Consider the following 26,289-nt stretch of genomic DNA (forward strand, 5'->3'; position numbering starts at 1 on the left):
CCGGCGCGGGGCTCCAATAGGGGCGCAAAGAGGGGCGTTCCCGTCCACCAGAAGAGAGCCGCGACCCAAGAATGGCCGACGTGACCCTGCCTGCCGCCTTCCTCGCCGGCCTCGCAAGCTTCGTTTCCCCCTGCGTCCTGCCTCTGGTGCCGCCTTATCTGTGCTTTCTCGGCGGCAGCACGCTGGAAGACCTCGCCGGCGCCGAGCCGGTGAAGGAGGTGGAGCGGCGCGCGCTGGTCGGGGCGGCGCTGTTCGTCTCGGGCTTCAGCGTGGTGTTCGTGGCGCTGGGGGCGGGCGCCTCGGCCATCGGCGATGTGCTCCGTGCGCATCTCGACGTGCTGTCGATCATCGCCGGGCTCGCCATCATCGTCATGGGGCTCAACTTCCTCGGCGTGTTCCGCATCCATCTGCTGCACCGCACGGCGCGGCCGCATGTGCAAGCGCCGGCAGGATTGTGGGGCGCCTTCGTGATGGGCCTCGCCTTCGCCTTCGGCTGGACGCCGTGCCTCGGCCCGGTGCTGGGCGCCATCCTCGCGGTGGCGGGATCGGAGGCGACGGTCTCCAAGGGCGCGGGCCTGCTCGCCGTCTATTCGCTGGGACTCGGCGTGCCCTTCCTGGCGGCGGCGTTCGCCGTGCGGCCGTTCCTGCGCGGCCTCGTCCATATGCGCAAGATGCTGCCGGTGGTGGAGAAGGCCATGGGCGCGCTGCTGGTGCTCACCGGCATTGCCTTCATGTCCGGCTGGATCGCCCATGTGAGCTACTGGCTGATCGAGACCTTCCCCTCGCTGTCCACCATCGGCTGAGGAGATTGCGCGTTGGCGGGGCTTCCGGGATACTCCGCGCCCCGAACCCTTCCTCGCGCGCCGGCGCAATGCCGGATCATCCCGCGCACGCCCGCAAGCCACCCGAGGCAATCCCATGAAGATCACCTGGTACGGCCACGCCGCCTTCCGGCTTGATTTTGCCGACAAGGCCGTCCTCATCGATCCCTTCTTCACCGGCAATCCCAGCTTCCGCTCCACCGTGGAGGAAGCCTCGCGCGGGGTGACGCATATCCTGCTCACCCACGGCCACGGCGACCATATCGGCGACACGCTCTCGCTGGTGGAGGACGCCGCCGACGCCAGCCGGACCCTGCCGGTGGTGGCCAATCCCGAGCTGTGCGCCTACCTGTCGGCCAAGGGCGCGGGCAATGCGCCGCAGATGATGAACACCGGCGGCAAGCTCGACCTCGGCGGCTTCACCGTGACCATGGTGCGCGCCGACCATTCCTCGGGCGGCCCTGCGGCGCCGTCCGAATATCTCGGCAACCCCACCGGCCTCATCGTGAAGGCGCCGGGCGAGCCCACCGTCTGGCACATGGCCGATACGGACATCTTCTCCGACATGGGCCTGCTGTGCGAGATCCACGCGCCGAAGGTGGTGTTCATCCCCATCGGCGACCGCTTCACCATGGGGCCGGAGGTCGCGGCGCTGGCGGTGAGGCGTTTCCTGCCGGGCGTCGAGGTGGTGGTGCCGATCCACTACGGCACCTTCCCCATCCTGGTGCAGGACGCCTCCGCCTTCGTTGAGGCGCTGAAGGGCCACCCGGTCAAGGTCGTCGTCCCGGAGAGCGGCGGCTCGTTCGAGGTCTGAGCGGGGAGGGGGCTTCTCCTGAGCGGGGGCTTCCCGGCCCCGCCCATTGCGTCCCGGCGCCCGCAAGGCTAGGCCTTGCGGGACCAGAACAGGCTGAAGACAGGCCGCATGAGCGAACACACCGTCCGTACCGCCATTTATGGCGGCTCCTTCGATCCGCTCACCAACGGCCATCTGGACGTGGTGCGCTCCGCCTGCCGCCTCGCCGACCGGCTCGTGCTGGCGGTGGGCATCCATCCCGGCAAGGCGCCGCTGTTCGCCGCCGAGGAACGGCTCGCCATGCTGCGCGAGGTGTGCGGGCCGGTGGCGGCGGAAGAGAATGCGACGCTGGAGGCCATCACCTTCGACGATCTCATCATCACCACCGCCCAGCGGCTCGGCGCCACGCTGCTCATCCGCGGCCTGCGCGACGGCACGGACCTCGACTACGAGATGCAGATGGCCGGCATGAACGGCACGCTGGCGCCGGGCATCCAGACGGTTTTCCTCCCCGCTTCGCCCCGCGTGCGCCCCATCACCGCCACTCTGGTGCGGCAGATCGCGTCCATGGGCGGGGACGTCTCCGCCTTCGTGCCGCCGCAGGTGCTGGCGCGGCTCGATGCCAAGTTCAAGCGATAGCGCCCTCATTCGCCGCCGCGCCCATGCGGCCAAACCGCCCCGAGGCCGGGGCTTTCCGGGAGAGACCCATATGACGCGCCTATTCGGCCGCTTCCTCGCCGCAGCCTTCGTCGTGCTCGCCTTCGCGCTGCCGGCGGCGGCGCAGACCAAGCAGGAGGCAGAGAACATGCTTTATCTCGACACGGCCTACGGGCGGGTCGTTATAAAGTTGCGCCCCGATCTCGCTCCCAAGCACGTCGCGCGCATCAAGGAACTCACCCGCACGGGCTTCTATAACGGCGTGCCGTTTCACCGGGTGATCGCCGGCTTCATGGCGCAGACCGGCGATCCCACCGGCACCGGCACGGGCGGCTCCGGGCAGAAATTGGCGGCGGAATTCTCCAACACCCCCTTCACGCGCGGCGTCGTCGGCATGGCGCGGGCTTCCTCGCCCGATAGCGCCGATTCCCAGTTCTTCATCATGTTCGACTCCGCCCCGAGCCTGAACGGCCAGTACACGGTGCTGGGCCAAGTGGTGTCGGGCATGGAGTTCGTGGACAAGATCAAGAAGGGCTCCGGTGCCGGCGGTACGGTGTCCAATCCCGACAAGATCGTGAAGATGCAGGTCGCCGCCGACGCCAAATAGGCGTCAGCAAGAAGATGCCCCGCCGCGGCCGGCTCAGCCGCCGCAGCGGTTTCCCCGACCGGCGCCCGGTGCGCCGCAAGTGAAGGAAGAGATTGATGAGCGATGAAGTCCTGATCCTCGAAACCACGAAGGGCCCGGTGACCATTGCGTTCCGCCCCGATCTGGCCCCCGGCCATGTCGCCCGCATCAAGGAGCTGGTCTCCGAGGGCTTCTACAACGGCGTGCCGTTCCACCGCGTGATCGAGGGCTTCATGGCCCAGACCGGCGATCCGACCGGCACCGGCATGGGCGGCTCGGGCAAGAAGCTGAAGGCGGAGTTCAACGCCCAGCCCCACGTCCGCGGCACCTGCTCCATGGCCCGCGCGCAAAACCCCGATTCCGGCGACAGCCAGTTCTTCATCTGCTTCACCGACGCCCGCTTCCTGGACCGCCAGTACACGGTGTGGGGCGAGGTGATCGACGGCATGGACAACATCGACCAGATCAAGCGCGGCGAGCCCGTGAAGGATCCGGACAAGATCGTTACCGCCAAGCTCGCCCCCAAGGCGGCCTGAGCTTCGGTTCCCGCACAGGTCGAAAACAAGAAGGGCGCCCGCTGGGGCGCCCTTTTTCATTCCTCAGAAGGCTTTGTGCCTCAGGCCTCGTTGACCACCCTTGGGCGGGCGTTCTTCAGGTAAGGCGGCTTCGGAATGGAGGCGTGCGCCGAGCGCAGCGCGGCCGACCAGCGCTCGCGCAGATCGTGGAAATAGGGCTCGCCGGGCTCGATGCGATAGATCAGCTCGGAGTGGAGCGAATCCGGCGTCACCACCATCACGTCGATGGGCAGGCCCACGCCGAGATTGGAGCGCATGGTGGAATCCATGGAGATGAGGCTCGATTTCAGCGCCTCGGAAATCTCCATGTCGTAGTTCACTGCGCGGTCCAGCACCGGCTTGCCGTATTTGTGCTCGCCGATTTGCAGGAAGGGGGTGTCCTGCGTGCACTCGATGAAATTGCCGGCGGAATAGACCATGTAGAGCCGCAGGCTGTCGCCGGCGATCTGGCCGCCGAGAAGGAAGGACACGTCGAAGCTGACGTTGGACTGCTCCATGAAGGCGCCGTTGACCTTGTGGACCTGGCGGATGGCGGTGCCCACAAGCTGGGCGGCCTGGAACATGGTCCGGCAGTCGCGCAGCTGCCTGCGCTCCCCGATTTCGTGGTCCTCCACGCCCTCGTTCAGCATGCTGACGACCGACTGGGAGACGGAGAGATTGCCGGCGGTCGCAAGGCCGAGCACATGGTGGCCCGGCTCCTCAAAGATGTGGAGCTTGCGGAAGGTGGAAATGTTGTCGAGGCCCGCATTGGTCCGGGTGTCGGCGATCAACACCAGACCATCCCGAACCAGAACCCCACAGCAATACGTCATCGCCTGTCCCCAAGATTGGCGGGGGGACTATAGCGACCCGCCCGTGAGCCGGGCAACGGGCGGATGATGTCGCATTGGGGAGAAAGCGCACGCCTGCGTCTGCGGGACCGGCCCGGAAGCCGCCTAGTCCTGCTCCTCCTCCTCGCAGCGCCGGAACGGGCCGAGCTCGGTCAGCACCGCCGAATCTTCCTCCACATGGGTGCGCTCGCGCTCCAGATATTGCGCGACAGCGCCGGCGAGGCCTTGGTGCACGATGTAGTGAGCGGAGAAGGTGGCCTTGGGCAGATACCCCCGCGCCAGCTTGTGCTCGCCCTGCGCTCCGGCCTCCACCACCTTGAGGCCCGTGGCGATCGCATAGTCGATGGCCTGATGGTAGCAGACCTCGAAATGCAGGAAGGGATGGTGCTCCACCGCGCCCCAGTAGCGACCATAGAGCGTCTCGGCGCCGATGAAATTCAGGGCACCGGCGATGTAGCGCCCGTTGCGGCGGGCCATCACCAGCAGAATCTGGTCGGCCATGCGCTCGGCGGCGCGCTGGAAGAACTGGCGGTTGAGATAGGGCGTGCCCCATTTGCGGCCGCCGGTGTCGAGATAGAACATGAAGAAGGCGTCGAAGGCTTCTTCCGTCAGGGTCTTGCCGGTGAGCCACTCGATGGAGATGCCATCCGCGATGGCCTCCCGCCGCTCCTTCTTCAGCGCCTTCCGCTTGCGGGAGGCGAGTTCGGCGAGGAAATCGTCGTAGGTGGCGTAGCCCGCATTGGTCCAGTGGAACTGCCGGTCGGTGCGCTTGAGGAAGCCCAGAGACGCCAGCTCCTCCCATTCCTCCTCGGTGGAAAAGGTGACATGGGCCGAGGACGCGCCGCGCAGCCGCACGAGCTGCTTGATGCCGGCGCCCAGCGCCAGCCGGCCCACCGGATCGTCCGGATCCTTCAGAAGGAGCCGCCGGCCGGTGACGGGGGTGAAGGGCACAGCCACCTGAACCTTGGGATAATATTCGCCGCCGGCCCGCATATAGGCGTCGGCCCAGCCCTGATCGAAGACGTATTCCCCGCGCGAATGGGATTTCAGATAGGCCGGGCAGACCGCGGCGGCTTTGCCATCCGGCCCGTCGAGCACGAGGTGCTGCGGCAGCCAGCCGGTGCGCGCGGCGGCGCAGCCGGATTCCTCTAGGGCAGAGAGGAAAGCGTGGCTCACAAACGGTTCGGGGTGGGCCGCCCCGCCCGCCGCACAGGCGTCCCAGTCGGCCGCCTTGATCTCGGACAGGTTGGGCAGGATGCGGATGTGGGCGTCGGGCATCGAGCTTAAGTGTGCATTGCGGCAGAGACTAACCACCGCGACAGGACGCCGCAGATTTACGCCCCTATCCCTGCGGCGTGAACCCCTCGAACACGATCTGGTCCGCGCCGGCCAGCGCGCGGGCGGCATCCTTCGGGCTGCGAACGGTCCAGGCGGTGACGGGCACGCCCCGCGCGCGCGCCGCGATCAGCGCCGGATGGTCCAGATCGGTGAAATGATAGGTGATGAAATCGTAGCCGCTGGAGGCATGGTGATCCATGTCCGCCAGCATCCGTGCGCGCTCGGGCGTCATGCCCGGCCAGTGGGCGCCGTCATAGCGCGCCTGAGCGATGATGCCGCGGGGAATGTGCGGCGCACGGGCTTTCGCCTCGGCCAGCATCTGCGGATCGAAGGAGATCAGCGCGACCTTGCCGCCATGGTCTTTGAGCACATCCACCGCCCGCACCGCGAGCCGCGTGTCGCCGGACAACGCGCTCTTGATCTCGATGAAGAGCGGCACCCGCCCGCCGACGCAAGCAAGGAAGTCGGCGAGGGTGGGAATCGTGTCCGGCGTGCCCATCAGAGCCGTGCGGCCCAGTTCCGCCGCGCTCAGCGCCGAGACCGCGCCCTTGGCCGCCGTGAGGCGATCGAGGGTGAAGTCGTGGAACACCACGGCCTCGCCGTCGGCGCTGATCTGGATGTCCAGCTCGATGGGATGGCCCGCGACGGCCGCCGCCTCGGCGGCCGACAGGGAGTTCTCGATGCGGCCGCGGTCCTTGTCGTGCAGGCCGCGATGGGCGACCGGGCGGGCAGTGATCCAGCTCAGGTCGCCCATGGTCATCTCCGCTCAGGCGATCTCGACGATGGCTTCCACTTCCACCGAGGCATCGAAGGGCAGGCCGGAGACGCCCACCGCCGAGCGGGCATGCCGACCCTTGTCGCCCAGCGCCTCGACGAAGAAGTCCGAGCAGCCGTTCACCACCTTAGGATGGTCGGTGAAGTCGCCGGTGGCATTGACGAAGCCGACGAGCTTCACGATCCGCACCACCTTGTCGAGGTCGCCGATGGCGGCCTTCACCTGGGCGAGGATGTTGATGGCGCAGAGCTTCGCGGCCGCCTGGCCGGCCGCCACGTCCACGCCCGCGCCGAGCTTGCCGGTCGCCATCTTGCCTTCGCCGTCGACGGAAACCTGCCCGGAAATGAACAGCAGGTTGCCGGTGCGCACCGCCGGCACATAATTGGCGATGGGCGGCTTGGGGCTCGGCAAAGTGATTCCGAGTTCGGCGAGCTTCTTTTCGACGGATGAAGTCATGATGGCCTCCTGCCATATGCAGCGCGCAATTAAGCCATCCTCTTCGCCGAAGAGCCGCGCCGGCGCAAGCAACGCGACACGCGGGCGGCACGCATGCGTTGTCCGCGCCGGACGCCCGGAAGGAGTTGAGACATGAGCACGCATTTGCGCCTCGCCGCGGCGATGATGGCCGGCCTGTGGAGTTTCTCCGCGCTGCCTGCCGGCGCGGTGAACCTGCTGCCGCACAAGGCGACCTACCGCCTCTCCCTCGACGGCTCCAAGCCCTCGGGCCAGCTCGAGGAGATGAACGGCGAGATTCGCTACGAGATCACCGGCGACGCCTGCGCCGGCTACACCACCGTCACCAGCCAACAGAGCGCCGCCTCCACCGGTGGCGAGCCGCTGCGCCAGACCGTCACCTCCAAGGCCTGGGAGGACGGCGCCGGCAAGACCTATCGTTTCCTGGCCACCACCGAGGGCGGCGACGACGACGGGCTGGAGCTTGAGGCCAATGTCGAGCGACAGGAGCCGCCGGCCCTGAGGGTCGTCGTCACCAAGCCCGAGTCGGCCACCTTCACCCTCAAGGGCAACATCCTGATGCCCACCGAGCATGTGAAGAAGGTGCTGGCCGCAGCTGCGGCGGGGGAAAGCGTCTATCAAGCCAAGGTCTATGACGGCGCGAGCGACCCGCAGAAGGTGTTCGACACCCTGGCCGTCATCGGCCGCCCCAGCACCGACGAGAGCCGCCTCGCGGCCCCGGCCAAGGCGACGCTCGCCGGGCGCACCTTCTATCCCGTCACCATCAGCTATTTCGACGAGGGCGGCGTGGACCGCACGCCCGCTTATGTCATGAGCTTCTCGCTCTATGACAACGGCGTCGTGGGCAGCCTAAAGATCGACTACGGCCGCTTCGCCTTGGTCGGTGCCATGGCGTCGTTCGAGGTGCTGACGCCGCCCGGCGCCTGCACGGAATAGGCGCCTATGCGCTATGTCCATGTGATGCTGCGCGGGCGGGTGCAGGGCGTCGGCTATCGCGCCTGGTGCGCGCGGGAGGCGGAGGGGCGCGGTCTCCTGGGCTTCGCGCGCAACCGCCGTTCCGGCGCCGTGGAGGCGGTGTTCGCCGGCCCTCCGGAGGTGGTCGAGGCCATGCTCGCGGCCTGCCGCTCCGGCCCCGCCGGCGCCCGCGTCGACGAGATGCTGGTGCATGAGGTGTCCGACGCGGCGCTGGCCGCCGGCGGGCGCGACCGCTTCACCGTGCTCGAAACCCTCTAGTTTTCCCTGCCCGTTCCGGCATCGCTCGACGCCGCAGCCCCGCGCTCGCCGCGGTGGCGCCTCGCCCTCCGCGACAGTATAGAGGCGCTGATGAGGAGTGCCCCGTGACCGACACTTATCTCGACAGGGATGCGCCCGCGTCCGCAGCGGCTGGCGCGCAGGGGGCCCCCTTCTGGGCCCGGCCCGAAGGCGTCGCCTTCATCGTCGGCCTCTGGATGGTCCTGCACGCGGTGATCGCGGTGGTGTTCGAGATCGCGGTGAACGCGGACGACGCCATCGAGAGCTACATGGTGCAGTCGCTGGAGCTCTCCTACGTCCCGCGCAACCCGCCGCTGTTCGACTGGCTGCTGTGGGCCCTGCAGCGCGTGCTCGGCGTCGGCACCCTGTCCTTCGCAGTGCTGCGCTACACGCTGCTGTTTGCCTGCGCCATGCTGGTCTATCGGGTGGCGCGGCGGATGATCGCCGATCCGCGGTTGCAGGCGCTCGCCACCTTCTCGCTCTCGTTCATCTGGGTCATCGGCTATCACAGCCACCGCATCCTGACCCATTCCAACGTGATGATCGTCGCGATCGCCGGCGCCTTCCTCACGGTGATGGCGCTGAGCCGCCATCGGAGCCTCGGCCTTTATGCCGGGCTCGGGCTGTGGATTGCCGCCGGCACGCTCGGCAAGTTCGGCTTCGTCGCCTTCCTCGGCGTGCTGCTGGTGGCCTGCCTGCTGGAGCCGACCTACCGGAAGGTGATTCTCGATCCCCGCCTGCTCGTCACCTTCGTGGTGGCAGCGGTGCCGCTCGGCATCTACGGCTTCGCGCTCTGGCACTACGGACAGAACGTCGCCGAGGCCACGGCCCAGACCATCGGCATCACCGGCGCGGGATGGGACGCGGTGGTCTCCGCCACGGTCGGCGCCCTGTTCGGCTATGTGCTGCCTTTGGTGCTGGTCGTCGCGCTGGTGTTCCTCCCCTACAATCGCGGCGATGGGGCCACGCCCGACGCCCCCGAGCGCGGCGCCGCGCGGCGCGTGCTGCGGTCCGTCATCGTCATCGGCATCGCCGTCACCTTGGTTTCGACGCTCGCCATGGGCACCGCGAGCCTGCGCGACCGCTATTTCCACGTCTTCCTGCTGCTGCTGCCGGTCTATCTGTTCGCCGAGCTGGAACGGCTCGGCGGCTGGCGGCCGCGGGTGTGGATCTATCTCACCCTGCTGGCGGTGGTCAGCGGCGGCATCATGGTCTCGCGCATGGTGGTGCCGCTGTGGCCCGACCCCCGGCTGTGCGGGCGCTGCATCGCCGCGGAGCCCCTCTACAAGCTTCAGGTGGCGGTGGCGAACAAGCTCGGCGCCGCCCCGACCCTCGTCGCGGACGACCGGACCTCCGCCGGTCGGCTGAGGGCCGCCATCCCCGGGGCGCGGGTGGTCATCGTGCGCGAAAACCAATACCGGCCGCCGTCCCGCCCCACCACCGGCTGCGCCCGCGTCACCGGCATCTTCAACGGCCTGCCCAAGTTGCTCCTGCCGCCGGCGGATCAAAGTACCATCGAAGTGTCGGTGAAATGGTGGTCCCCCTGGATGAATCCCCACCGCTGGAGCGATTGGCAGATGACCATTCTCCCGCCGGACGACCCGCTGTGCCGCTGACACCCGAGCCCGCGCCCCCCGCCGGTCTCCTGATCCGCGAGGCCCGCCCCGGCGACCTTCCCACGCTGGTGGCGCTGTTCGCCGCCGACACGCTGGGCGGCCATGGCGACACCACCGCACCGGATGCGCTGGACCGCTATCGCGCGGCTTTTGCCGCCATTGCGGAAGATCCGCGGGCGCACCTTTATGCAGCCGAGCTGGAGGGGCGTGTGGTGGGCACGTTCCAGCTGGTGTTCGTGACCAGCCTCCCGGGGCAGGGCGCCAGGCGCGCATTCCTGGAAGCGGTGCAGGTGGACGGGAGCCTGCGCGGCCAGCGCATCGGCGAGGCCATGGTGCGCTTCGCCATGGAGAAGGCGGCTGCGGAAGGTGTGGCCGCGCTCACGCTCACCTCCAGCAAGCTGCGGTCCGATGCACATCGATTCTATCGCCGGCTCGGCTTCGCGAATTCCCACGAGGGCTTCAAGATCGTTCTGGCCTAGGAGGCGGGCGCCTTCGGTGGTCCCCCCTTGCCCCGGCCCCGGGGGGTGTCTACCTCTTACCGAAGCGGCGGCACAGGCCGCAGGGAGGGCATGATGGCCGCAGTCCAGTCTTCGCCGATCGAGCTTTATTATTGGCCGACGCCTAACGGCTACAAGATCAGCATCATGCTCGAGGAGTGCGGGCTTCCCTACACGGTGAAGCTCGTGAACATCGGCAAGGGCGACCAGTTCCAGCCCGATTTCCTCGCCATCTCCCCCAACAACAAGATGCCCGCCATCGTCGATCCCGATGGGCCGGGGGGTGAGCCGATCTCGGTGTTCGAGTCGGGTGCCATCCTGCAGTATCTCGGCCGCAAGACCGGCCAGTTTTATCCCTCCGACGAGCGCAAGCGGGTCGAGGTGGAGCAGTGGCTGTTCTGGCAGATGGGCGGCCTCGGCCCCATGGCCGGGCAGGCGCACCATTTCCGCATCTATGCGCCGGAAAAGATTCCCTACGCGGTCGAGCGCTACACCAACGAGGTGCACCGGCTCTACGGCGTCATGAACACGCGCCTGAAGGACCGGGAGTATCTCGCCGGCGACTATTCCATCGCCGATATCGCCTGCATCGGATGGGCCAAGCTGTGGGAGCGGCAGGGCCAGCACATCGAGGAATTCCCCCACTTCAAGGCCTGGCTGGAGCGCGTGCTCGCCCGCCCGGCGGTGCAGCGGGGCCTCGCGGTGAACCAGGAGGAGCGTGCCAAGCACGACCTCTCCAAGGACAAGGAAGCCCAGAGCATCCTGTTCGGCCAGCGCGCCCGCACCTGACGGCAGTAAGGTTCACGCGACCGCGCGGACCGACCACGCACGCCATTGGGGGGCGCATGCAGAAGGATTTTCGGGCCGACCTCGCCCGCGCCGGGGCGCTGCATCGGGAAGGGCGCCTGGATCAGGCGATCCCCATCTACCGGGCGATCTTGCGCGAGGCCCCGAATTCCTTCGAGGTGGCGCGGCTGCTGACGCTAGCGCTGCTTCAGTCGGGCCGTCCGAAGGAAGCCCACGCGGTCGCGCGCAAGGCGCGGGACGGCCACAAGTCCAATCCCCACGCCCAGCTCATCATGGGCGCCGTCTACCAGGCCGAGGAAAAGTGGGACCGCGCCCTCGCCGCCTTCGAGAAATCGGCAGAGCTCGACCCTGGCCTCGTGGAGGCCCACTACCTCGCTGCCAACACCCTGGCGCGTCTTGGTCGTCTGGAAGAGGCAGTGACGGGCTATAACCGCGTGCTGGGGATTGACGGCAGGTCGGTCGAGGCGCGGGCGAACCGCTCGACGGCATTGCTCCAACTCGGCCGTCTTCAGGCTGCGCTCAGCGATATCGAGCAGCTCATTTCCCAACTGCCGGGCGAGGCGCGATTCTGGGCGGCCAAGGCGACCACGCTTTACGAACTCAATCGTCCGGGTGAAGCCGTGAATGCGGCGACGCAGGCGATCCGCCTCGCACCGAGGTCAGCGGAGGGGTACGTCATCAAGGGCCGAAGCCTCATGGCGAGCGGTCAGCTCAAGGAGGCGCGAGACTGCTTTGTCGCCGGCCTTGAGCGCGACCCTTCGGATATGAAGGCGCGCGAGGCGTTGATCGTCGTGTTGCGGCATCTGGAGGAGTTCCCGGCCGCGCTCGCTCAGTGCAACCTCGCTCTGGCCCAGACCCCCGGTGCAGCCCTCTTCCTGCAGCATCGCGCCGAAATCCGCCGGGCGGAAGGCGATTTCGCCGGGGCGCTGGCCGATGTGGAGGCCGCCCTCGCCGCCGATCCGCGGCTTGCCTCCGCCCATGTCACCCGTGCCCGCCTTCTCGGCGACCTTGGCCGCCCGGATGAGATGCGCCCGGCGCTGGACACTGCCCTTCGCCTTGACCCCAACGAGCCCAATGGCCGCTTTATGGCTGCCGCCGACGATCTGGCGCGGGGGCGCTGGGAGGTGGGCTGGGCGGCGTACGAATCGCGCGATCACCTGCTGCCGCCGCCCTATCGGCCGCTGGATTTCATCCGGTGGGACGGGCGCGAGCGGCCGGAACTGCTCGTGGTGGTGGGCGAGCAGGGAATCGGCGACGAGCTCTTGTTCTTCCGTCTGGTCCGATCGCTCGCCGATGACGGGATCCGCACGGTGCTTCTGACGCGGCCCGGGCTGGTGCCGCTGCTTAAAAACCTTGATGCGCGCGTCGCCGTCGCCGGAGACCTGTCGGCCATCGACACCACTCAGCCGGGTCTGCGCTGGGTTCCAGCCGGCAGCCTGCCGCTCCTGCTGCAACCGAAGCCCGAGAAATGGCCAGCGGCGCCTTATCTCACGGCCCCGCCGGAGCGCATCGCCAAGTGGCGCTGGGTGCGCGACGAGGGGAGCTTCAACGTCGGCATCAACTGGCAGGGCAACCCGTCCCGGAACGTGGATGTCGGCCGGTCCATTCCGCTCGCGGCGTTCGCGCCCCTCGCCGAGATTCCCGGCGTCCGTCTCGTCAGCCTCCAGCATGGGCCGGGGACGGAGCAACTCCGCAAGGTGGCATTCGCCAATTCCATCATCGAGCTTGGCGACGATTTCAACGCGGACGGCATTTTCATCGATACTGTCGGCATTCTCCATCACCTCGATCTCGTCGTATCGAGCGACACGGCGCTGACCCACCTGTGCGGTGCGCGGGCGCACCCGACCTTTGGGGCTTTGCGCGCGGTGCCGGACTGGCGATGGGGATATTCCGGCGACCGCAGCGTCTTCTTTCCCAGCGTGCGTCTGTTCCGGCAGTCCGAGGCGGGCGAGTGGGGCGGGGTTTTCAACGCAATCGCCGACGAAATCCGTGCCATGGCGGCAGGGCGCTGAGCTGGCCCGACGCGGGTTGGCAGCGTGAATTTCGATGCCGCAGAGCAGTTTGGCGGGGAGAAGCCGTGCAGGGAATGGCTATGGCGCCTTGCAAAGGGCGCAGCGGTCCGGCATAGGAAGGGGCGTTGGAGACGTGGCCGAGAGGCTGAAGGCACTCGTTTGCTAAATGAGCAGACCCCCAAAAGGGTCTCGAGGGTTCGAATCCCTCCGTCTCCGCCACTTTCCCCATAAGGTTTTGAAAAAGCCCGCGGTTTTGGCGGGCGGCAGTGCAGTGTGCGCTTCCACCCACTGACCGGCCGGCCATAGTGCTCAAGAGCCCAACCGCCCAACCGCGTCATCCCCGAGGCGCTGGAATCACGGCTTGGGTGATCGAGACACAGCCTCATGTCGGGGCTCATTCCTACTCCTGCCAGTTTATGGCAGCTGCCGGTGGTGTAGACTTGCGGGCATGTCCCGTTCGGAACGCCTTCTCGACCTTCTCCATGCTTTGCGGCGCCATCGTCACCCGGTGAGCGGCAAGGTCCTGGCGGATGAGATCGGCGTCAGCATCCGCACCCTCTACCGCGACATCGCCAGCCTTCAGGCGCAGGGCGCGACCATCGAGGGCGAGCCCGGCGTTGGTTACGTCCTGAAGCCGGGCTTCTTCCTGCCGCCGCTGATGTTCTCGCCGGAGGAGATCGAGGCGCTTGTCCTCGGCTCCCGCTGGGTGGCGGAGCGGGCGGACAATCGCCTGCGTGACGCGGCCCGCAGCGCGCTGGCGCGCATCAGCGCCGTCCTGCCGCCCGATTTGCGGGACGAGCTGGACGCGTCTTCCCTCCTGATCGCGCCGGGTGCGGATATTCCGGCCGACGCGATCGATCCCGCCATTCTGCGAAAAGCGATCCGGACGGAACGCAAGCTGTCGATTGCCTATCGCGACGGCTCCGGCGCGCCGTCGCAGCGTGTGGTCTGGCCGTTCGCGCTGGCCTTCTTCGACCATGTGCGCGTTCTGCTGGGATGGTGCGAACTGCGCCAGGACTTCCGCTCCTTCCGCACGGACCGCATCGCCCTCGCCGACCTTCTGGATGCACGCTATCCCGAGCGTCGTCAGGCTTTGCTGAAGCGATGGCGGATCGCCCAGAAAAAGCAGCCGCCGGACGCATGATGCTGCCGGAATCTGGCAGTATCGAACTCTAGGGTCTCGCCTGTCCTTCATGACAGGAACCCGAAATGACCAACAAGAACAACGTTCTCCTTTACGTCTCCGATGCGGTGGCGAGCGCCGCCTTCTATGCGACGCTGCTTGGAATGGAGCCCGTCGAAGCGAGCCCGAGCTTCGCCATGTTCATCCTCCCGTCCGGGCTGGGCCTCGGCCTATTGGGACGCGGCGGCGTGACGCCCGCGCCGGTCGCCGCCGGTGGAGGCTGTGAAATCGGCTTCAAGGTGGATGCGCCCGCGGCGGTCGATGAGACGCACGCCGAATGGCTGGCTAGGGGCGCGGCCATTGCTCTGCTGCCCATCGACCTCGAATTCGGCCGAAGCTTCGTCGCGCTCGATCCGGACGGCCACCGTCTGCGCGTCTATGCCCTGAGCCAGGAGATGTAGGCGTTGGCGGTGCTGGCCCTGCTCATCCCATGGCCCGGGCCAGCGCCGTGAGCACCCGCGGGTCGCCCATCTGCGCCACGTTGAAACGCAGGAAGGCGCTGGCGGACTGGGCCACGCTGAAGACGTTGCCGGGGGCAAGGATCACCCCTTCTTCCCGGCAGCGTCCCGCGATCATAGCGGACTCAAGCCCCTCCGGCAGGCGGCACCACAGATAGAAGCCGCCTCGTGGCATCAGCCATGGGACGATGCCGAGCCGGCCGAGCTGTTCCGCCGCCTCCAGCCGGGCGCGGGTCAGGCGATGGCGCACCTCCTCCATGTGCTTGCGATAGCCGCCCCCGGTGAGGATGCCCGCCACCAATTCGCCCGCCACCGGGCTGACCGCGCCGAAGCTCGTGGCGATCTGCAGGTCGCTCAAGGCCTCGATCCACTCCGGCCGTGCCGCGATGTAGCCGCAGCGGATGGCAGAGGAGAGGGTCTTGGAGAAGCTGCCGATGCGGATCACCTGGTTGAGGCCATCGAGGATGGCGAGGCGCGGGGAGGGCGCCGGCTCGAAATCGGCGAAGATGTCGTCCTCGACGATGGTGAGCCCGTGCGCCTGCGCGAGCGTGAGGACGCGGTGGGCCGCCTGGGGGGAGAGGGTCGCTCCGGTCGGGTTCTGGAGCGCGGAGTTGGTGATGTAGAGGCACGGCGTTTCCGCCCCCAGCACCCGCTCGAACGCGGCCGGATCCGGCCCGGTGTGCGTCATGGGAACGCTGACGACGCGAACCGGATGGGCGCGCAGCAGCGCCTGGAAGTTGAAATAGCAGGGGTCGTCCACCAGCACGGCATCGCCCGGCCGCAGCAACAGCCGGCAGATCAGATCGATGGCCTGCGTGCCCGAGCCGGTGAGCATCACCTGGTCGAGCGTTGCGCCGATACCCTCCTCGGCGAACCGCCCGAGCAGCAGCCGGCGCAGCGCCGCTGGGCCGCGCGTGCCGCCATATTCCGTGAGCAGAGCGCCGTCCGCGCGGGCGAGCGTCCGCAGCCCCTTGCGCAGGGCGGAGACGGGCATCCAGTCGTCCGGCAGCCAGCCGCAGCCGGGCTTGAGCACGGACGGCCCGGCATCGAGCGATTGCTTCGAGACCCAGAACGGGTCGATATCCGGCGCGCGCGGCGCATCCGCATGGCCGAGCGCCATCAGCGGCGGATCGCGCGGCAGGCCGGTGGCGGTCGCGTAGAAGCCCGAACCGCGCCGCGCGCGGATGACGCCTTCGGCCTCCAGCCGGTCATAGGCCTCCACCACCGTGGACGGCGAGACGCCCATCGCCGCGGCGAAGCGGCGGACCGAGGGCAGGCGATCACCGGGCGGCAGGGCGCCGCCTGAGATGCGGGCCCGAATTTCCGCCATCAGGGCCTCGGTGCGTGTCGTGCCGGGCTTTGGCAATGCCACTGTGTGGTTCCGTGAACTAATACAGTTTGGCAGAATTGTATGTGAGTGTGGCTGTCTCCGCCACCGGCGCAGGCGTATCGCGGGCCCGAAAGCGAGGTCACATGGAACGCAATGCAGCCGGCTGGGGCAGCGGATTTCTCGGCGTCGTCATCTTCAGCGGCTCGTTGCCGGCGACGCGGCTCGCCGTCGTCGATTTCTCGCCGCTCTTCCTCACCTCCGCGCGGGCCGTCATCGCCGCGATCATTGGCGGGGTGTTCCTGGCCGCGCATCGGCAGGTGCGACCGGCCGCGGATGACCTCTTATCCTTGGCCATCGTCGCCATCGGCGTCGTGGTCGGGTTTCCGCTGCTCACCGGACTGGCGCTGCAACACATCACGGCGGCCCATTCCATCGTCTTCATCGGCCTCTTGCCGCTCGCCACCGCCATCTTCGGCGTGCTCCGTGGCGGCGAGCGGCCGAAGCCGGCCTTCTGGCTGTTCTCCTGCGTCGGAGCGGCGACTGTGGCAGGCTTCGCGCTGTCACGGAGTGCGGACGGCTCACTGTCAGGCGACATGCTGATGATTGGCGCCGTCGTGCTCTGCGGGCTCGGCTATGCCGAGGGCGCGACGCTCTCGCGGCGCCTCGGCGGCTGGCAGGTCATCTCATGGGCGCTGCTGCTGGCGTTGCCCTTCATGGCAGCGATTGCCCTGACCGTCCGCCCCGACCACTGGACGGGAATCGGAATGCCGGCCTGGGCGAGCCTCGCCTACGTCTCGGTGTTCAGCATGCTGATCGGATTCGTCTTCTGGTATCGCGGCCTGGCCCTGGGGGGAATCGCCGGGGTCGGACAGCTCCAACTGTTGCAGCCCTTCCTCGGGCTGATGCTGGCAGCCGCGGTGCTGGGGGAGAGCATCGCCTGGCCCATGCTCGCCGCCACCGGCGTGGTGGTGCTGTGCGTGGCCGGCGCCCGGCACTTCGCCCGCCGCTGAATGGCAGGGTGAACCGAGCGCCTCGATTCGAGCCCGGGTGCCATAGGGGAAACCGTTGCGCGGTATGGTGCGGCGGCAGAAAAGTCGCCTCAATCGCGGGACACCGGCCGTTTCTGCTTGTCGTCACGACCGGGGGCCGGCGGGGCCTGGAGCCGGTGCGGCGGCCCATCGGGGCGGCACCATGGTGGGTGTCCCCAACGACGGGAACGGGTCGCCTCAAAGGCTCAGCTCAAGCGCATCGCCGAACCCGGTGTTGCAAAAATACACAATCATTATCAATGACTTAACCTTAATGACCTTCGGTCATGCGGCGAATGGGGCTTGGTATCGAGGTAGGCCATGACCTAGCGTGCCATTCCTGCAACACCCGCTGGAAAAGCACCCTCTCGGGGCCGTGATCGGCATGGTTTGGATTGATCACAGGTTGGCCTTTTGTATGTTGGCTTTGCGACGAAGGGGGGCAGTCCCCGGTCGACCGGTCCGCGCTCGGGGGGTCTGAGGGCGGAATGGGAATCGGGGCAAGAACCCTCTCGGGGTGCAGCCGCACCGGCGAAGCGGAACTCGCTCCCTCGGAACCAACTTGGAGGTCACGATGAAGATGGTGAAGAGCCTTCTCCTCGGCAGCGCGGCGGGTCTCGTCGCGGTCGCTGGAGCCCAGGCCGCCGACCTGCCTGTCAAGGCAAAGCCGGTTGAGTATGTGAAGGTCTGCTCTGCGTATGGCGCGGGCTACTTCTATATCCCCGGCACCGACACCTGCATCAAGATCGGCGGCTACGCCCGTTTTGACACCTATGTGAACGCTGTCGGCACCTTCAACCCGGCCATCTCGTCGACCACCGGCACGGCCTTCAACGGTCCCGGCGTCGGCGTGTTCGCCTATCCCTTCACGGATGGCGATGATCCGGACTACCTGACCCGCGTCCGCGGCGTCATCGACTTTGACGCCCGCACCCAGACCGACTACGGCACGCTCCGCTCCTACGTGCGCTTCGGCGCCGAGTGGAACTCGCAGTCTGGCGCCGGCGTCGGCGCGAGCAACGGCCTCTACTTCGAGCGCGCGTTCATTCAGTTCTCGGGCTTCACCTTCGGTTACACCCAGTCGTTCTTCGACCCGGGCGTTGGCTACATGCTGACCACCCCGTATGCGGGTTCGAACCGTTGGACCACCATGCTCGCCTACACGGCGCAGTTCGGTAACGGCTTCTCGGCGACCATCTCGCTGGAAGACGCTGCCAACCGCACCACCGGCGTGCAGATGACCGGCTCCACCGCGACGCCTGTCTTCAACGTCACCACCGCCGCCACCGGCCTGACCTACACCAACTACCAGGGCGGTCAGCAGGCTCCCGACATCGTCGCGAACCTGCGCTATGACGGCGCTTGGGGTACGGCTCAGCTGTCTGGTGCTCTGCACCAGGTCGTGAGCACCCTTGCTCTGTATAACGGCTTCTACCCGGGCATGGGCACCACCAGCGAGTGGGGTTGGGCGATCGGCGGTCACGTCGAGTTCAAGCTCCCGATGCTTGCGGCTGGCGACAGCCTCTTCATCCAGGCTGGCTACGAGCAGGGCGCCGTGTCCTACATCGGTCTGTCGGGCACGTCGCAGGGCCAGGCCACCTCGGTGGGCTCGGTCAGCCTGACCCAGGTCGGCGGTTCGCTGTTCGCTTCGGGCGCCTTCTACACCGTGGCTGATGCCGTGGCCGACCTCTTCGGTCAGCCCGCGCTCACCACCGGCTGGGCCATCCAGGGCCAGTTCCGCCACTACTGGACCCCGGGCCTGCGCTCGGCGCTCTATGCTGGCTACCTGAAGTACGAAGTTCCCACGAACATCGTCGCCGCTCAGAACTTCAACATGTGGCAGGTTGGTGTGAACACCATCTGGTCGCCGGTGAAGAACCTCGATATCGGCGCAGAACTTCTGTACTCTAAGGTTGACGGCTCTGTGCCGCTCGGCCAGTACGCTGCGGTCAACGCTGCGGGCGCCACCATCGGCTCGCTCGTGGGCGGCTCCACCGACATCTGGTCGGGCGGCGTCCGCGTGCAGCGCAACTTCTGATCCTTCGCGATCGGACGAAGAACCCCGGTGGGCAACCACCGGGGTTTTTCTTTGTCTGTACTTCACCTTGCGGGGGCTTTTTGTCTTCGCCATCGAGTGTGGTCTTTATCTGAGACCCATCGCGCATTTCCCGTGCGCGCGTCGATGTGCCGGCCGCGCCATCACAGTCCGGCGCCCGCGCAATTTCGGCATTGCTCGAATTTACTTCGCGCTATACTGCGCTCAGGCCATGAGCGGATCGCGGCACGCCCGCCGTCTGCATTTTCAATTTTTCGCTTCTACCGCGGACGCGGGTTGCTCTGTGAGTGCCATCTAGGGTTGGCAATGGCGGCTCTGCACGTCTGTACACGTTGAGCCCGCTGCTGGTCGCTCGTGATTACCGCGAGAGGGGTCGATGCCGATCGCCCGCGCCGTCGTATTGCGCCGTCTCCACTGCCTGATCCTTGCCGGCGGGGTCGTCGTCGCGGCAGGTTGGGCGCAGGGACGGGCTGCCGCCGCGGACCTGATATCGCAACGGGCAGCCGACGCCCGCGTGAGAGCCTGCACGGCACAAGGGCCGGGCTTTGTCTTCATTCCGGGTACTGACACCTGCCTGCGTGTCGGCGGGTACCTTTGGGTCGAGGGTTATTACAACACCTATACCCAGTACCCGCCGAACTACGACAAGACCTATTCCATCTCGACCGGCGGGCTCATTCTCGACACCCGCACGGCGACCGACTACGGCACGGTGCGCGCCTATTTCGAGACGCGGTTCCGGTGGCGAACATCCGATCCCTGGTCGGATGGCCCGATAACACCCACGGGCTCGAAGCCGGCGCAGATCGACCTGCGCGACGCCTACGTCCAGATTGCGGGCTTCACCATCGGCCACGGCCAATCGGTTTTCGATTTCTATGGCAACGCCAACGTGCTGGGCACCGACCCTGCCACCATCGGCGACGACACGCGGCTGAACCTCGTCAGCTACACCTACGAATTCTCCAAAAACCTCAGCACGAGCTTTTCGCTGGAAGATGCGGCGAACCGCCAAAGCGGTATTCTCGCCCGCAATCCAAACCTCTTCGGCCCTTATGACGATCAGGGTGGAGTGAGCGCTCCCGATTTGGTCGCGAACCTGAAATACCAGGCGTCCTGGGGCACGCTGCAACTGTCCGGCGCCCTGCATCAGGTCAGTGCGACCGCTGTGCAGACTCCGACCGTCACGCTCGGCGGCGGCTGGGGCTATGCGCTGCAGGCGGGCGTCATGTTCAACCTGCCGGCGCTCGGCGAGGAGGATACGCTCTATCTCCAGTCGGCCTATACGAGCAGCGCGACGTCCTATCTCGGCCTGCAGGATCCCTCGGGCGACTATGGCGTGCCGGACGCTTTCGTCGGCGCTGGCAGGAACGTCACTAGGGTGTCCGGCTGGAACGTCACCGCCTCGCTCCTGCACAATTGGAACGAGCGGTGGAGTTCGGCCCTGTTCGGCGGCTATGCCGCTTACGAGTTCAACACCACTGGCATCCAGGCCTTCTATGGCGCGTCGGGTGGCAAGAATTACAATGTCGGTGGCTATGTCGCCTTTGCACCGGTGAAGAAAGTCTCCATCGCCTTGCAATATGACTACACCTACAATTCCGCCACCAGCTACAGGCCCACGGCCTTCGCGCCGGCGCTGCCTTCGGTGGGCGCACAGCAGGTGCTTCTGTTCATCTCCCGCGATTTCTGAGGTGACCCGGCACACCGCGGCGCCCCTCTAATGCCGTCTTCACCCGCGAGGCTTCCGGTGCGACGGCGAAGTATGCTGAAGTCCCCTTCCGGCTCCCGAGAGCGGGGCGGACAGCGGGGTGTGCGTGGTGCGGCAAGGCGAGGCGAACACGGCGGGCGAGGGCGGGCTCGAGCAGGGCCAGCCGCGCCGGGGCAAGGGCTGGCAGCGCCTGTGGCCGCTGGCCGCCGGGCTCGCTGCGCTCGCCGCCCTTACGGTCTTCACCATCCTGTTCGCCCGTGGCCCCATCGAGGCCGATCTCGATTCGGCGGCGCGCGATGTGCTTGCGCGTACGGGGGAGTCCTGGGCGTCCGCCCGCTTCCAGGGCCGCGACGCCACCATGGAGGGCGAGGCCCTGGCCGAGGAGGCGCGGGCGAAGGTGCGCGCTTCGCTGGAAGGCCTGTTCGGCGTTCGCGTGGTACGCGATGCAACCACCCTTCTTCCCGAGCGGCACCCCTTCACCTTCAGCGCGGTGAAGGACGGGCGCACGATCGCCCTCGATGGCTACGTTCCCTCCGCCGATGCCCTCGTGCGGATCGTCGCGGCTGCGCGCAGTGGCGGGGAGCAGGTGACCGGGCAGAACCGGCTGGTGCGGGCCCGCGGGGCGCCGCCCGGTGATTTCGCGGCGCTGGTCATCTTCGGCCTCGGCCAGCTGAAGCGCTTGCCGTCCGGCCGGCTCACGCTGTCGGATGGCGCAATTGCGCTGGAAGGGCGGGCCCGCGACCTCGCGAGCTATGACGAACTGGCCCAGACCCTGCACGGCCCGCTGCCCGGCGGCATGGTGCTCGCGCGCTTCGAGGTGCGCCCGCCGGTCGCCGCCCCGTTCCTGTGGTCGGCGGTGCGCGATGGGACGGTGCTGCGGCTCAGCGGCTACGTTCCATCGGCAGATGCGCGGTCCGAGGTGGCGAAGGCCCTGTCCTCGACCGTGCCGGGCATCGGCATCAAGGACGACACCCTGCTCGCCGATGGTGCGCCGAGCGCGGAGCTCTGGATGCGGGCGGTGCGCTTCGCTGGCGCGGCCCTGGCCCAGCTTCCCGAGGGACGGGTGACGCTGTCGGATTCGACCATTTCCATCGAGGGCGCCGCGCCCAGCTTCACCTCCTTCGACATCCTCCTCACGCTGCGCCGGCAGCCGCCCGAAGGCTTCCAGATCGTGCGCTTCGCAGTGGAGCCGCCGCGCGCCTCGCCGTTTACCTGGCAGATCGAACGCAGTCCCGAGCAGGTGCGGCTTTCCGGCTTCGCGCCGTCCGAGGAGGCCCGACGCCTGCTGCTGGACGCCGCGCGCTCGGGCTTTCAGGGCGTGCCGGTCGCCGACGACCTGCAGCTCGCTTCCGGCGGCCCGGCGCCCGAGGTATGGGCGAGCGCCGCCAGCTTCGCCGTCGCTCAGCTCGCCCGCATGCATGCCGGCTCGGCGGAGGTGTCCGGCACGCGGATGGTGCTGTCGGGCGAGGCGGCCGATTCTGCGGGCTACCTTGCCGTGATGCAGGCGGTGCGGACGCCGCCGGCCGGTGTCATCGTCGACGCCAAGGGCGTGCGGCCGCCGGCCATCTCGCCTTATGTCTTCTCGGTCCGGCGGGAGGCCGGCGAGCTCACGGTCTCCGGCTTCTATCCGGACGAGGCGGTGCATCTCGCCATCAAGGCCGCGCTGGAGCGCGACTTCCTGCGCGAAAAGGTCAATGATGTGTCGGCGGTCGGCGGCGGAGCGCCATCCGGCTTCCGCGACGCGGTGCTCGCCGGGCTTGCCCAGCTCTCCCGTCTGTCCTCCGGCGAATTGAGTGTCGCCGATGCGCAGATGCGCCTGAGCGGAACGGTGCTCGACACAACCGTGGGAGGCGAGGTGGAGGCGGCACTGAAGCGAGCTGCGCGACCGCCCTTCGTGGTCGAGACGGCGCTCCAGCTGGCTCCGTCCGCCCCGCCGGTGAGCGTGGCGGAATGCGGCCGGCTGGTCGGGGAGCTGCTGTCGCGCGGGACGGTCCGCTTCGTCGGCGCCACGGCGGACATCGATCCTTTGAGCCGCGGCCTCGTGGATCGTATTGCCGCCGTGCTGAAGCGATGCCCGGAGGGGCTGGTGCGGGTGTCCGGCCATACGGACGGCATCGGCGATGCGGCTGCCAATGTGCGCCTCTCCGAGGCGCGGGCGAAGGCCGTGGTCACCGCGCTGGCCGCCGAGGGCATCGCCCCTGACCGGCTGACGGCAGCCGGGCTCGGCTCGGGTCAGCCGGTGGCCCCCAATGACACCGAGGCGGGCAGGGCGCTGAACCGGCGCATCGAGGTCGAGGTGAAGGAGCGCGCGCCATGATCTATCTCGCCGTCGCGCTTTGGCCTTACGTGCTCGGGGCTGCGGTCATCGGCCTGGCCACCGGCTACGCGCTCGGCCGGAACGGGGGGAGCCGGCCATGACCGCCTTTGCCGTCGAGGTGGCGCTGCTTCTCGCCCTCGTCTTTGGTCTGGCCCTTGCCGTCGGCTATCGCATCGGCCGTAAGCAGCGTCCGCCCGAGCCGTTGCAGGTCGCGGTGCCGCCCCCGCCCGCCGCCATGGAGCGTCAACCCGCCCCGGCCACGTCGGCGCCCCCACCGGAGCCGCCGATCGTGGTCGAGCCCGCTCCTTCGCCTCAGCAGGATCTGTTCGCGCGGCTCGGCATCGCCGACATGAATGCGGTGCCGCCTCTGGATGACGAGGAGGAGGACGAGCCACCGCCCCCGGCCGTGCCATCGCCGACCCGTCCGGCCCCGCGCGCCCGGCGCCGGCCGCCGGAGAGCCTGCCGGGCATGCGCCCGCCCGCCCTCGCCGCGCCGGAGGGCGGGGGGGCGGACGATCTGAAGCAGCTGAAGGGCATCGGGCCGCAGAACGAGCAGCGGCTCAACGAGATCGGCATCTTCCATCTTCGGCAGATCGCCGCATGGACGCCGGAAGAAGCCGCCTGGGTCGGCAGCTATCTGGCCTTCCCCGGCCGCATCGAGCGCGAGGACTGGATGGGGCAGGCGAAGGCCATTCTCGAGGGTGGAGCACCGCCGCCCCGTCGGCGGCGATGAGCCGGGCTCAGCGCCCGCCGCGCAGGTCGGCTTCCATCTGGAGCTTGCTCGGGATGTTGAAGCGCACCTTGTAGACTTGGTAGTTCTCCATCACCCGCTGCACGTAATTGCGGGTCTCGGAGAAGGGGATGCACTCCACCCAGTCCACCACGTCCACGTCCGGGTCGCGCGGGTCGCCGTAGCGGGCGATCCACTTGGCGACGCTGCCGCGCCCGGCGTTGTAGGCGGCGAAGGCCAGCACGTAGTTGCCGCCATATTGCGCCACCAGCTCGCCCAGCTCGGCGGCGCCGAACTGCACATTGTAGGACTGGTCGCTCATCAGCCGGCGCTCGTCATAGGCGACGCCCGTGATCTTGGCGACCTGCCGTCCGGCTTCCGGCGTCACCTGCATCAGGCCCATGGCCTTGGCGCTGGAGACGATGGCGGGGTTGAACTGGCTTTCCTGCCGGGCGATCGCATAGACCGCCGCCTTGTCCACCGGATCGCCGATGGGGCTGTAATTGGGCAGGCCGAAGGTCGGGAAGGCCTCGGCCTCCAGCGGATGGCCCTCGGCAAGCCCTTCCTTGCCCACCACGAGCGCGCCGCGCGGATCGTTGTTGGATTCGGCGAGGGTCGCGAGCATGGCGAGCTGGCTCGAATCCTCCATCCGCCAGGCGAGGTCGTAATAGATGGTCAGCGGGATATCGCGTGCGCCCACCGCATAGAGCATGCGGATCGCCTTCACCGGCTCCAGGCGGGCGAAGGTGTCGCGCGCGCCGAAGGACGGGGAGGGCGCGCCGCGCAGCACCACCGGCGCCATGCCGAGCTTGGTGCGCGAGAGCTGGCCGTAATAGGTCGCCGGGAATTTCGCCGCCGCCTGATAGGCGGCATTGGCCCGGCCGCGGTCGCCCATGGCCTCGGCCGCGCGGGCCTGCCAGTAATAGGCGCGCGAGAGGGTAATGGGGTGCTTCTGGTCGTCGTCGACCTTAGCGAAATGCTGGGCCGCCCGGCTCGGGTCCTTCAGGAAGCGCAGGGCGATCCAGCCGGCGGTCCACTGCTGCTCGGCGCGATAGTTGTCGGCCTGCGGCGGCACGCCGGTGGCGGCGACCTTGTAGGCGGTCTGGAAATCCCCGGCATCGAGCAGTTCACGCGCGACAAGGCGGCGCTCGATCCACCATTCGTCGGGGTCCGCCAGCACCTGATCCGAGCTGGAGCCCGCGAGCAGCGCACGCGCCGCTTCCTGCGGCTTGTCGGCCCGGCGCAGCAGCTGGGACTTGGCGAAGAGATAGGCGGGATCGCTGGACAAGGTGAAGGGCACGAGGCCGAGCAGCTTCTCGCCGTTCGCCTCCTTGCGCGCGATCGCCATGCGCGCCTTGGTGAGCGCCACGATGTCGCTGCCGGCGCGCGCGGCGGCGCGCAGGGCGCGATCCGTGTCCGGCTTGTAGCTGAAGTGGTCGGCCCTGAGCTTGTGGTCGGCGCGGGTCAGGAAGCCGGAGAACTCGTCGATGATCTTGCTCTCGAAGAGCTCGTTCAGCTCGTCGTTGCGCCAGGCGTCGCGGACCCACTCGGCCGCGTCCTGCCGCTTGCCGATGGAGACGAGATAGCGGGCGAGCGCCACCTTGCCCTCGCCGGAGAGCGGCGCCTGATCGGCGAAGAAGGCCTGCGCCTTGGCCGGATCCTTGTTCTCCTGGAACAGCACGCGCTCGGCGCGACGGCGCAGGGTGGACTGGGTCGGCCAGCCCGGCTTTTCCTGGATGAATTCGTTGATGGCGTTGAAGCCGAGATCGTTCGGGGCGTGCCGGATGACGAGCCATGTCACCAGCGTGCGCGCCACCGGATCGTCGAGCTGCTGGGCCGCCCCCATGGCCTCGGCGGCGCGGCCGTTGCGGGCGGCGGTCACCGCGACCTTGAGCGCGGCGAGGTCACCGCCGGGGATGCTGGACGAAGTGCCGACCGTCGGCGCGGGCTGATGGACGGTGGGCGCGACGCGAGCGGCAGCGGGCTTGCCGGCTGCCGGCTTGGTGGTCGCGCTCTTGCTCGCCGCCGGCTTTGCGGCCGCGGCAGGCTTGGCAGGCGTGGACGACTTCGAATCCTTGGCCTTCGTGTCCTTGGCCTTGGCATCCTTCGATTTGGAATCAGCCGTCTTGCTGTCCTTGGATTTTGCGTCCTTGGACTTGGCGTCGGACGACTTCGAATCCTTGGAGGCGGACGCGGACGGCTTGGCCGGGGGTGTCGGCGCGGATTCCGCGACCGCCGGCATCGCCCCGCTCCAGGCAAGGGCGAGCGCAAGCGCGCTCACGGACATCAGGCTCGATACAGGCGACATGAAGCTTCCTCGCGGGCGCGGGCTGTGGCGGCGTGTTCCCCCACCCGCATGTTCGGCCACCGGCGTTGACGAAACCCTAACCTCAATGAAGTCC

24 protein-coding genes and 1 tRNA gene are annotated in these 26,289 nt (G+C 67.9%); 19 read left to right on the top strand and 6 right to left on the bottom strand.

Annotated elements, in window-relative coordinates; genetic code table 11:
- Nucleotides 1-71: 71 nt before the first annotated feature.
- The 5 genes from D7006_RS09815 (at nucleotide 72) to D7006_RS09835 (ending at nucleotide 3,432) form a co-directional block, all read left to right on the top strand.
- Nucleotides 72-803 (top strand): cytochrome c biogenesis CcdA family protein, encoded by a 732-nt coding sequence (locus D7006_RS09815; RefSeq protein ID WP_169121093.1) that lies wholly within the window; start codon nucleotides 72-74, stop codon nucleotides 801-803.
- A gap of 115 nt (nucleotides 804-918) precedes the next feature.
- On the top strand, nucleotides 919-1,635 hold the full coding sequence (locus D7006_RS09820; protein ID WP_237356455.1) for a metal-dependent hydrolase: 717 nt from the start codon (nucleotides 919-921) through the stop codon (nucleotides 1,633-1,635).
- Between the two features lie 108 nt (nucleotides 1,636-1,743).
- Nucleotides 1,744-2,253, top strand: a complete 510-nt coding sequence (gene coaD, locus D7006_RS09825) for a pantetheine-phosphate adenylyltransferase (RefSeq protein ID WP_229643950.1) — start codon at nucleotides 1,744-1,746, stop codon at nucleotides 2,251-2,253.
- 70 nt (nucleotides 2,254-2,323) lie between these two features.
- Nucleotides 2,324-2,878, top strand: coding sequence for a peptidylprolyl isomerase (locus D7006_RS09830; protein WP_229643951.1), 555 nt, complete (start codon nucleotides 2,324-2,326; stop codon nucleotides 2,876-2,878).
- Between the two features lie 95 nt (nucleotides 2,879-2,973).
- On the top strand, nucleotides 2,974-3,432 hold the full coding sequence (locus D7006_RS09835) for a peptidylprolyl isomerase (protein WP_024279472.1): 459 nt from the start codon (nucleotides 2,974-2,976) through the stop codon (nucleotides 3,430-3,432).
- An 80-nt stretch (nucleotides 3,433-3,512) separates the two neighbouring features.
- Here D7006_RS09835 and D7006_RS09840 read toward each other — a convergent pair whose 3' ends face one another.
- The 4 genes from D7006_RS09840 to D7006_RS09855 form a co-directional block, all read right to left on the bottom strand.
- Nucleotides 3,513-4,283, bottom strand: coding sequence for a proteasome-type protease (locus tag D7006_RS09840; RefSeq protein WP_169121088.1), 771 nt, complete (start codon nucleotides 4,281-4,283; stop codon nucleotides 3,513-3,515).
- Nucleotides 4,284-4,406: 123 nt separating this feature from the next.
- The gene (locus D7006_RS09845; RefSeq protein WP_237356456.1) at nucleotides 4,407-5,579 is read right to left on the bottom strand and encodes a GNAT family N-acetyltransferase; all 1,173 of its coding nucleotides are present in this window, start codon (nucleotides 5,577-5,579) and stop codon (nucleotides 4,407-4,409) included.
- A 64-nt stretch (nucleotides 5,580-5,643) separates the two neighbouring features.
- The gene (locus D7006_RS09850; protein WP_237356457.1) at nucleotides 5,644-6,393 is read right to left on the bottom strand and encodes a glycerophosphodiester phosphodiesterase family protein; all 750 of its coding nucleotides are present in this window, start codon (nucleotides 6,391-6,393) and stop codon (nucleotides 5,644-5,646) included.
- A gap of 12 nt (nucleotides 6,394-6,405) precedes the next feature.
- Nucleotides 6,406-6,870, bottom strand: a complete 465-nt coding sequence (locus D7006_RS09855) for a RidA family protein (protein WP_169121085.1) — start codon at nucleotides 6,868-6,870, stop codon at nucleotides 6,406-6,408.
- Nucleotides 6,871-7,002: 132 nt separating this feature from the next.
- Here D7006_RS09855 and D7006_RS09860 point away from each other — a divergent pair, with 132 nt between their 5' ends.
- From D7006_RS09860 to D7006_RS09900, 9 genes are all read left to right on the top strand, one after another.
- Nucleotides 7,003-7,824 carry a cell envelope integrity EipB family protein gene (locus D7006_RS09860; RefSeq protein WP_237356458.1) on the top strand — a complete coding sequence of 274 codons (822 nt, stop codon included), beginning with the start codon at nucleotides 7,003-7,005 and terminating at the stop codon, nucleotides 7,822-7,824.
- A gap of 6 nt (nucleotides 7,825-7,830) precedes the next feature.
- Nucleotides 7,831-8,121 (top strand): acylphosphatase, encoded by a 291-nt coding sequence (locus tag D7006_RS09865; RefSeq protein WP_169121083.1) that lies wholly within the window; start codon nucleotides 7,831-7,833, stop codon nucleotides 8,119-8,121.
- A 104-nt stretch (nucleotides 8,122-8,225) separates the two neighbouring features.
- On the top strand, nucleotides 8,226-9,755 hold the full coding sequence (locus D7006_RS09870; RefSeq protein ID WP_237356459.1) for a glycosyltransferase family 39 protein: 1,530 nt from the start codon (nucleotides 8,226-8,228) through the stop codon (nucleotides 9,753-9,755).
- A complete protein-coding gene (locus D7006_RS09875) occupies nucleotides 9,746-10,234 on the top strand; it encodes a GNAT family N-acetyltransferase (protein ID WP_237356460.1) in 489 nt (162 codons plus the stop codon). Before D7006_RS09870 ends, D7006_RS09875 begins: the two co-directional genes overlap by 10 nt.
- 93 nt (nucleotides 10,235-10,327) lie before the next feature.
- Nucleotides 10,328-11,041 (top strand): glutathione S-transferase N-terminal domain-containing protein, encoded by a 714-nt coding sequence (locus tag D7006_RS09880; RefSeq protein WP_169121080.1) that lies wholly within the window; start codon nucleotides 10,328-10,330, stop codon nucleotides 11,039-11,041.
- A gap of 56 nt (nucleotides 11,042-11,097) precedes the next feature.
- Nucleotides 11,098-13,074, top strand: a complete 1,977-nt coding sequence (locus D7006_RS09885) for a tetratricopeptide repeat protein (RefSeq protein WP_237356461.1) — start codon at nucleotides 11,098-11,100, stop codon at nucleotides 13,072-13,074.
- A 127-nt stretch (nucleotides 13,075-13,201) separates the two neighbouring features.
- A tRNA-Ser gene (locus D7006_RS09890) sits at nucleotides 13,202-13,293 on the top strand.
- A gap of 229 nt (nucleotides 13,294-13,522) precedes the next feature.
- A complete protein-coding gene (locus D7006_RS09895; protein ID WP_237356888.1) occupies nucleotides 13,523-14,218 on the top strand; it encodes a YafY family protein in 696 nt (231 codons plus the stop codon).
- 65 nt (nucleotides 14,219-14,283) lie between these two features.
- The gene (locus tag D7006_RS09900) at nucleotides 14,284-14,658 is read left to right on the top strand and encodes a VOC family protein (protein ID WP_237356462.1); all 375 of its coding nucleotides are present in this window, start codon (nucleotides 14,284-14,286) and stop codon (nucleotides 14,656-14,658) included.
- A 22-nt stretch (nucleotides 14,659-14,680) separates the two neighbouring features.
- Here the strand turns inward: D7006_RS09900 and D7006_RS09905 are convergent, their stop codons facing one another.
- On the bottom strand, nucleotides 14,681-16,045 hold the full coding sequence (locus tag D7006_RS09905; protein WP_237356463.1) for a PLP-dependent aminotransferase family protein: 1,365 nt from the start codon (nucleotides 16,043-16,045) through the stop codon (nucleotides 14,681-14,683).
- 143 nt (nucleotides 16,046-16,188) lie between these two features.
- Between D7006_RS09905 and D7006_RS09910 the strand changes: the two genes are divergently transcribed.
- The 5 genes from D7006_RS09910 (at nucleotide 16,189) to D7006_RS25385 (ending at nucleotide 23,890) form a co-directional block, all read left to right on the top strand.
- Nucleotides 16,189-17,055 (top strand): DMT family transporter, encoded by an 867-nt coding sequence (locus tag D7006_RS09910; RefSeq protein WP_237356464.1) that lies wholly within the window; start codon nucleotides 16,189-16,191, stop codon nucleotides 17,053-17,055.
- Nucleotides 17,056-17,647: 592 nt separating this feature from the next.
- Nucleotides 17,648-19,111, top strand: coding sequence for a porin (locus D7006_RS09915; RefSeq protein ID WP_237356465.1), 1,464 nt, complete (start codon nucleotides 17,648-17,650; stop codon nucleotides 19,109-19,111).
- Between the two features lie 394 nt (nucleotides 19,112-19,505).
- On the top strand, nucleotides 19,506-20,822 hold the full coding sequence (locus D7006_RS09920; protein ID WP_229643965.1) for a porin: 1,317 nt from the start codon (nucleotides 19,506-19,508) through the stop codon (nucleotides 20,820-20,822).
- Nucleotides 20,823-20,940: 118 nt separating this feature from the next.
- Entirely contained in the window at nucleotides 20,941-23,157 is a 2,217-nt protein-coding gene (locus D7006_RS09925) for an OmpA family protein (protein WP_237356466.1), read from the top strand.
- Nucleotides 23,158-23,254: 97 nt separating this feature from the next.
- Nucleotides 23,255-23,890, top strand: coding sequence for a hypothetical protein (locus tag D7006_RS25385; protein ID WP_371745080.1), 636 nt, complete (start codon nucleotides 23,255-23,257; stop codon nucleotides 23,888-23,890).
- 7 nt (nucleotides 23,891-23,897) lie between these two features.
- Here the strand turns inward: D7006_RS25385 and D7006_RS09935 are convergent, their stop codons facing one another.
- Nucleotides 23,898-26,195 (bottom strand): lytic transglycosylase domain-containing protein, encoded by a 2,298-nt coding sequence (locus D7006_RS09935; protein WP_237356467.1) that lies wholly within the window; start codon nucleotides 26,193-26,195, stop codon nucleotides 23,898-23,900.
- Nucleotides 26,196-26,289 lie beyond the last annotated feature (94 nt).

It is taken from the genome of Xanthobacter sp. YC-JY1, from assembly GCF_021730305.1.
GTDB lineage: Bacteria > Pseudomonadota > Alphaproteobacteria > Rhizobiales > Xanthobacteraceae > Xanthobacter > Xanthobacter flavus.

What these genes read in the sequence shown, in the direction of transcription:
- D7006_RS25385 (WP_371745080.1), top strand. Translation starts at nt 23,255, where the DNA reads ATGACCGCCTTTGCCGTCGAGGTGGCGCTGCTTCTCGCCCTCGTCTTT.
- D7006_RS09905 (WP_237356463.1), bottom strand. Translation starts at nt 16,045, where the DNA reads ATGGCGGAAATTCGGGCCCGCATCTCAGGCGGCGCCCTGCCGCCCGGT.
- D7006_RS09920 (WP_229643965.1), top strand. Translation starts at nt 19,506, where the DNA reads ATGCCGATCGCCCGCGCCGTCGTATTGCGCCGTCTCCACTGCCTGATC.
- D7006_RS09895 (WP_237356888.1), top strand. Translation starts at nt 13,523, where the DNA reads ATGTCCCGTTCGGAACGCCTTCTCGACCTTCTCCATGCTTTGCGGCGC.
- coaD (WP_229643950.1), top strand. Translation starts at nt 1,744, where the DNA reads ATGAGCGAACACACCGTCCGTACCGCCATTTATGGCGGCTCCTTCGAT.
- D7006_RS09910 (WP_237356464.1), top strand. Translation starts at nt 16,189, where the DNA reads ATGGAACGCAATGCAGCCGGCTGGGGCAGCGGATTTCTCGGCGTCGTC.
- D7006_RS09865 (WP_169121083.1), top strand. Translation starts at nt 7,831, where the DNA reads ATGCGCTATGTCCATGTGATGCTGCGCGGGCGGGTGCAGGGCGTCGGC.
- D7006_RS09845 (WP_237356456.1), bottom strand. Translation starts at nt 5,579, where the DNA reads ATGCCCGACGCCCACATCCGCATCCTGCCCAACCTGTCCGAGATCAAG.
- D7006_RS09830 (WP_229643951.1), top strand. Translation starts at nt 2,324, where the DNA reads ATGACGCGCCTATTCGGCCGCTTCCTCGCCGCAGCCTTCGTCGTGCTC.
- D7006_RS09855 (WP_169121085.1), bottom strand. Translation starts at nt 6,870, where the DNA reads ATGACTTCATCCGTCGAAAAGAAGCTCGCCGAACTCGGAATCACTTTG.
- D7006_RS09840 (WP_169121088.1), bottom strand. Translation starts at nt 4,283, where the DNA reads ATGACGTATTGCTGTGGGGTTCTGGTTCGGGATGGTCTGGTGTTGATC.
- D7006_RS09900 (WP_237356462.1), top strand. Translation starts at nt 14,284, where the DNA reads ATGACCAACAAGAACAACGTTCTCCTTTACGTCTCCGATGCGGTGGCG.
- D7006_RS09880 (WP_169121080.1), top strand. Translation starts at nt 10,328, where the DNA reads ATGGCCGCAGTCCAGTCTTCGCCGATCGAGCTTTATTATTGGCCGACG.
- D7006_RS09860 (WP_237356458.1), top strand. Translation starts at nt 7,003, where the DNA reads ATGAGCACGCATTTGCGCCTCGCCGCGGCGATGATGGCCGGCCTGTGG.
- D7006_RS09835 (WP_024279472.1), top strand. Translation starts at nt 2,974, where the DNA reads ATGAGCGATGAAGTCCTGATCCTCGAAACCACGAAGGGCCCGGTGACC.
- D7006_RS09915 (WP_237356465.1), top strand. Translation starts at nt 17,648, where the DNA reads ATGAAGATGGTGAAGAGCCTTCTCCTCGGCAGCGCGGCGGGTCTCGTC.
- D7006_RS09820 (WP_237356455.1), top strand. Translation starts at nt 919, where the DNA reads ATGAAGATCACCTGGTACGGCCACGCCGCCTTCCGGCTTGATTTTGCC.
- D7006_RS09815 (WP_169121093.1), top strand. Translation starts at nt 72, where the DNA reads ATGGCCGACGTGACCCTGCCTGCCGCCTTCCTCGCCGGCCTCGCAAGC.
- D7006_RS09850 (WP_237356457.1), bottom strand. Translation starts at nt 6,393, where the DNA reads ATGGGCGACCTGAGCTGGATCACTGCCCGCCCGGTCGCCCATCGCGGC.
- D7006_RS09935 (WP_237356467.1), bottom strand. Translation starts at nt 26,195, where the DNA reads ATGTCGCCTGTATCGAGCCTGATGTCCGTGAGCGCGCTTGCGCTCGCC.
- D7006_RS09885 (WP_237356461.1), top strand. Translation starts at nt 11,098, where the DNA reads ATGCAGAAGGATTTTCGGGCCGACCTCGCCCGCGCCGGGGCGCTGCAT.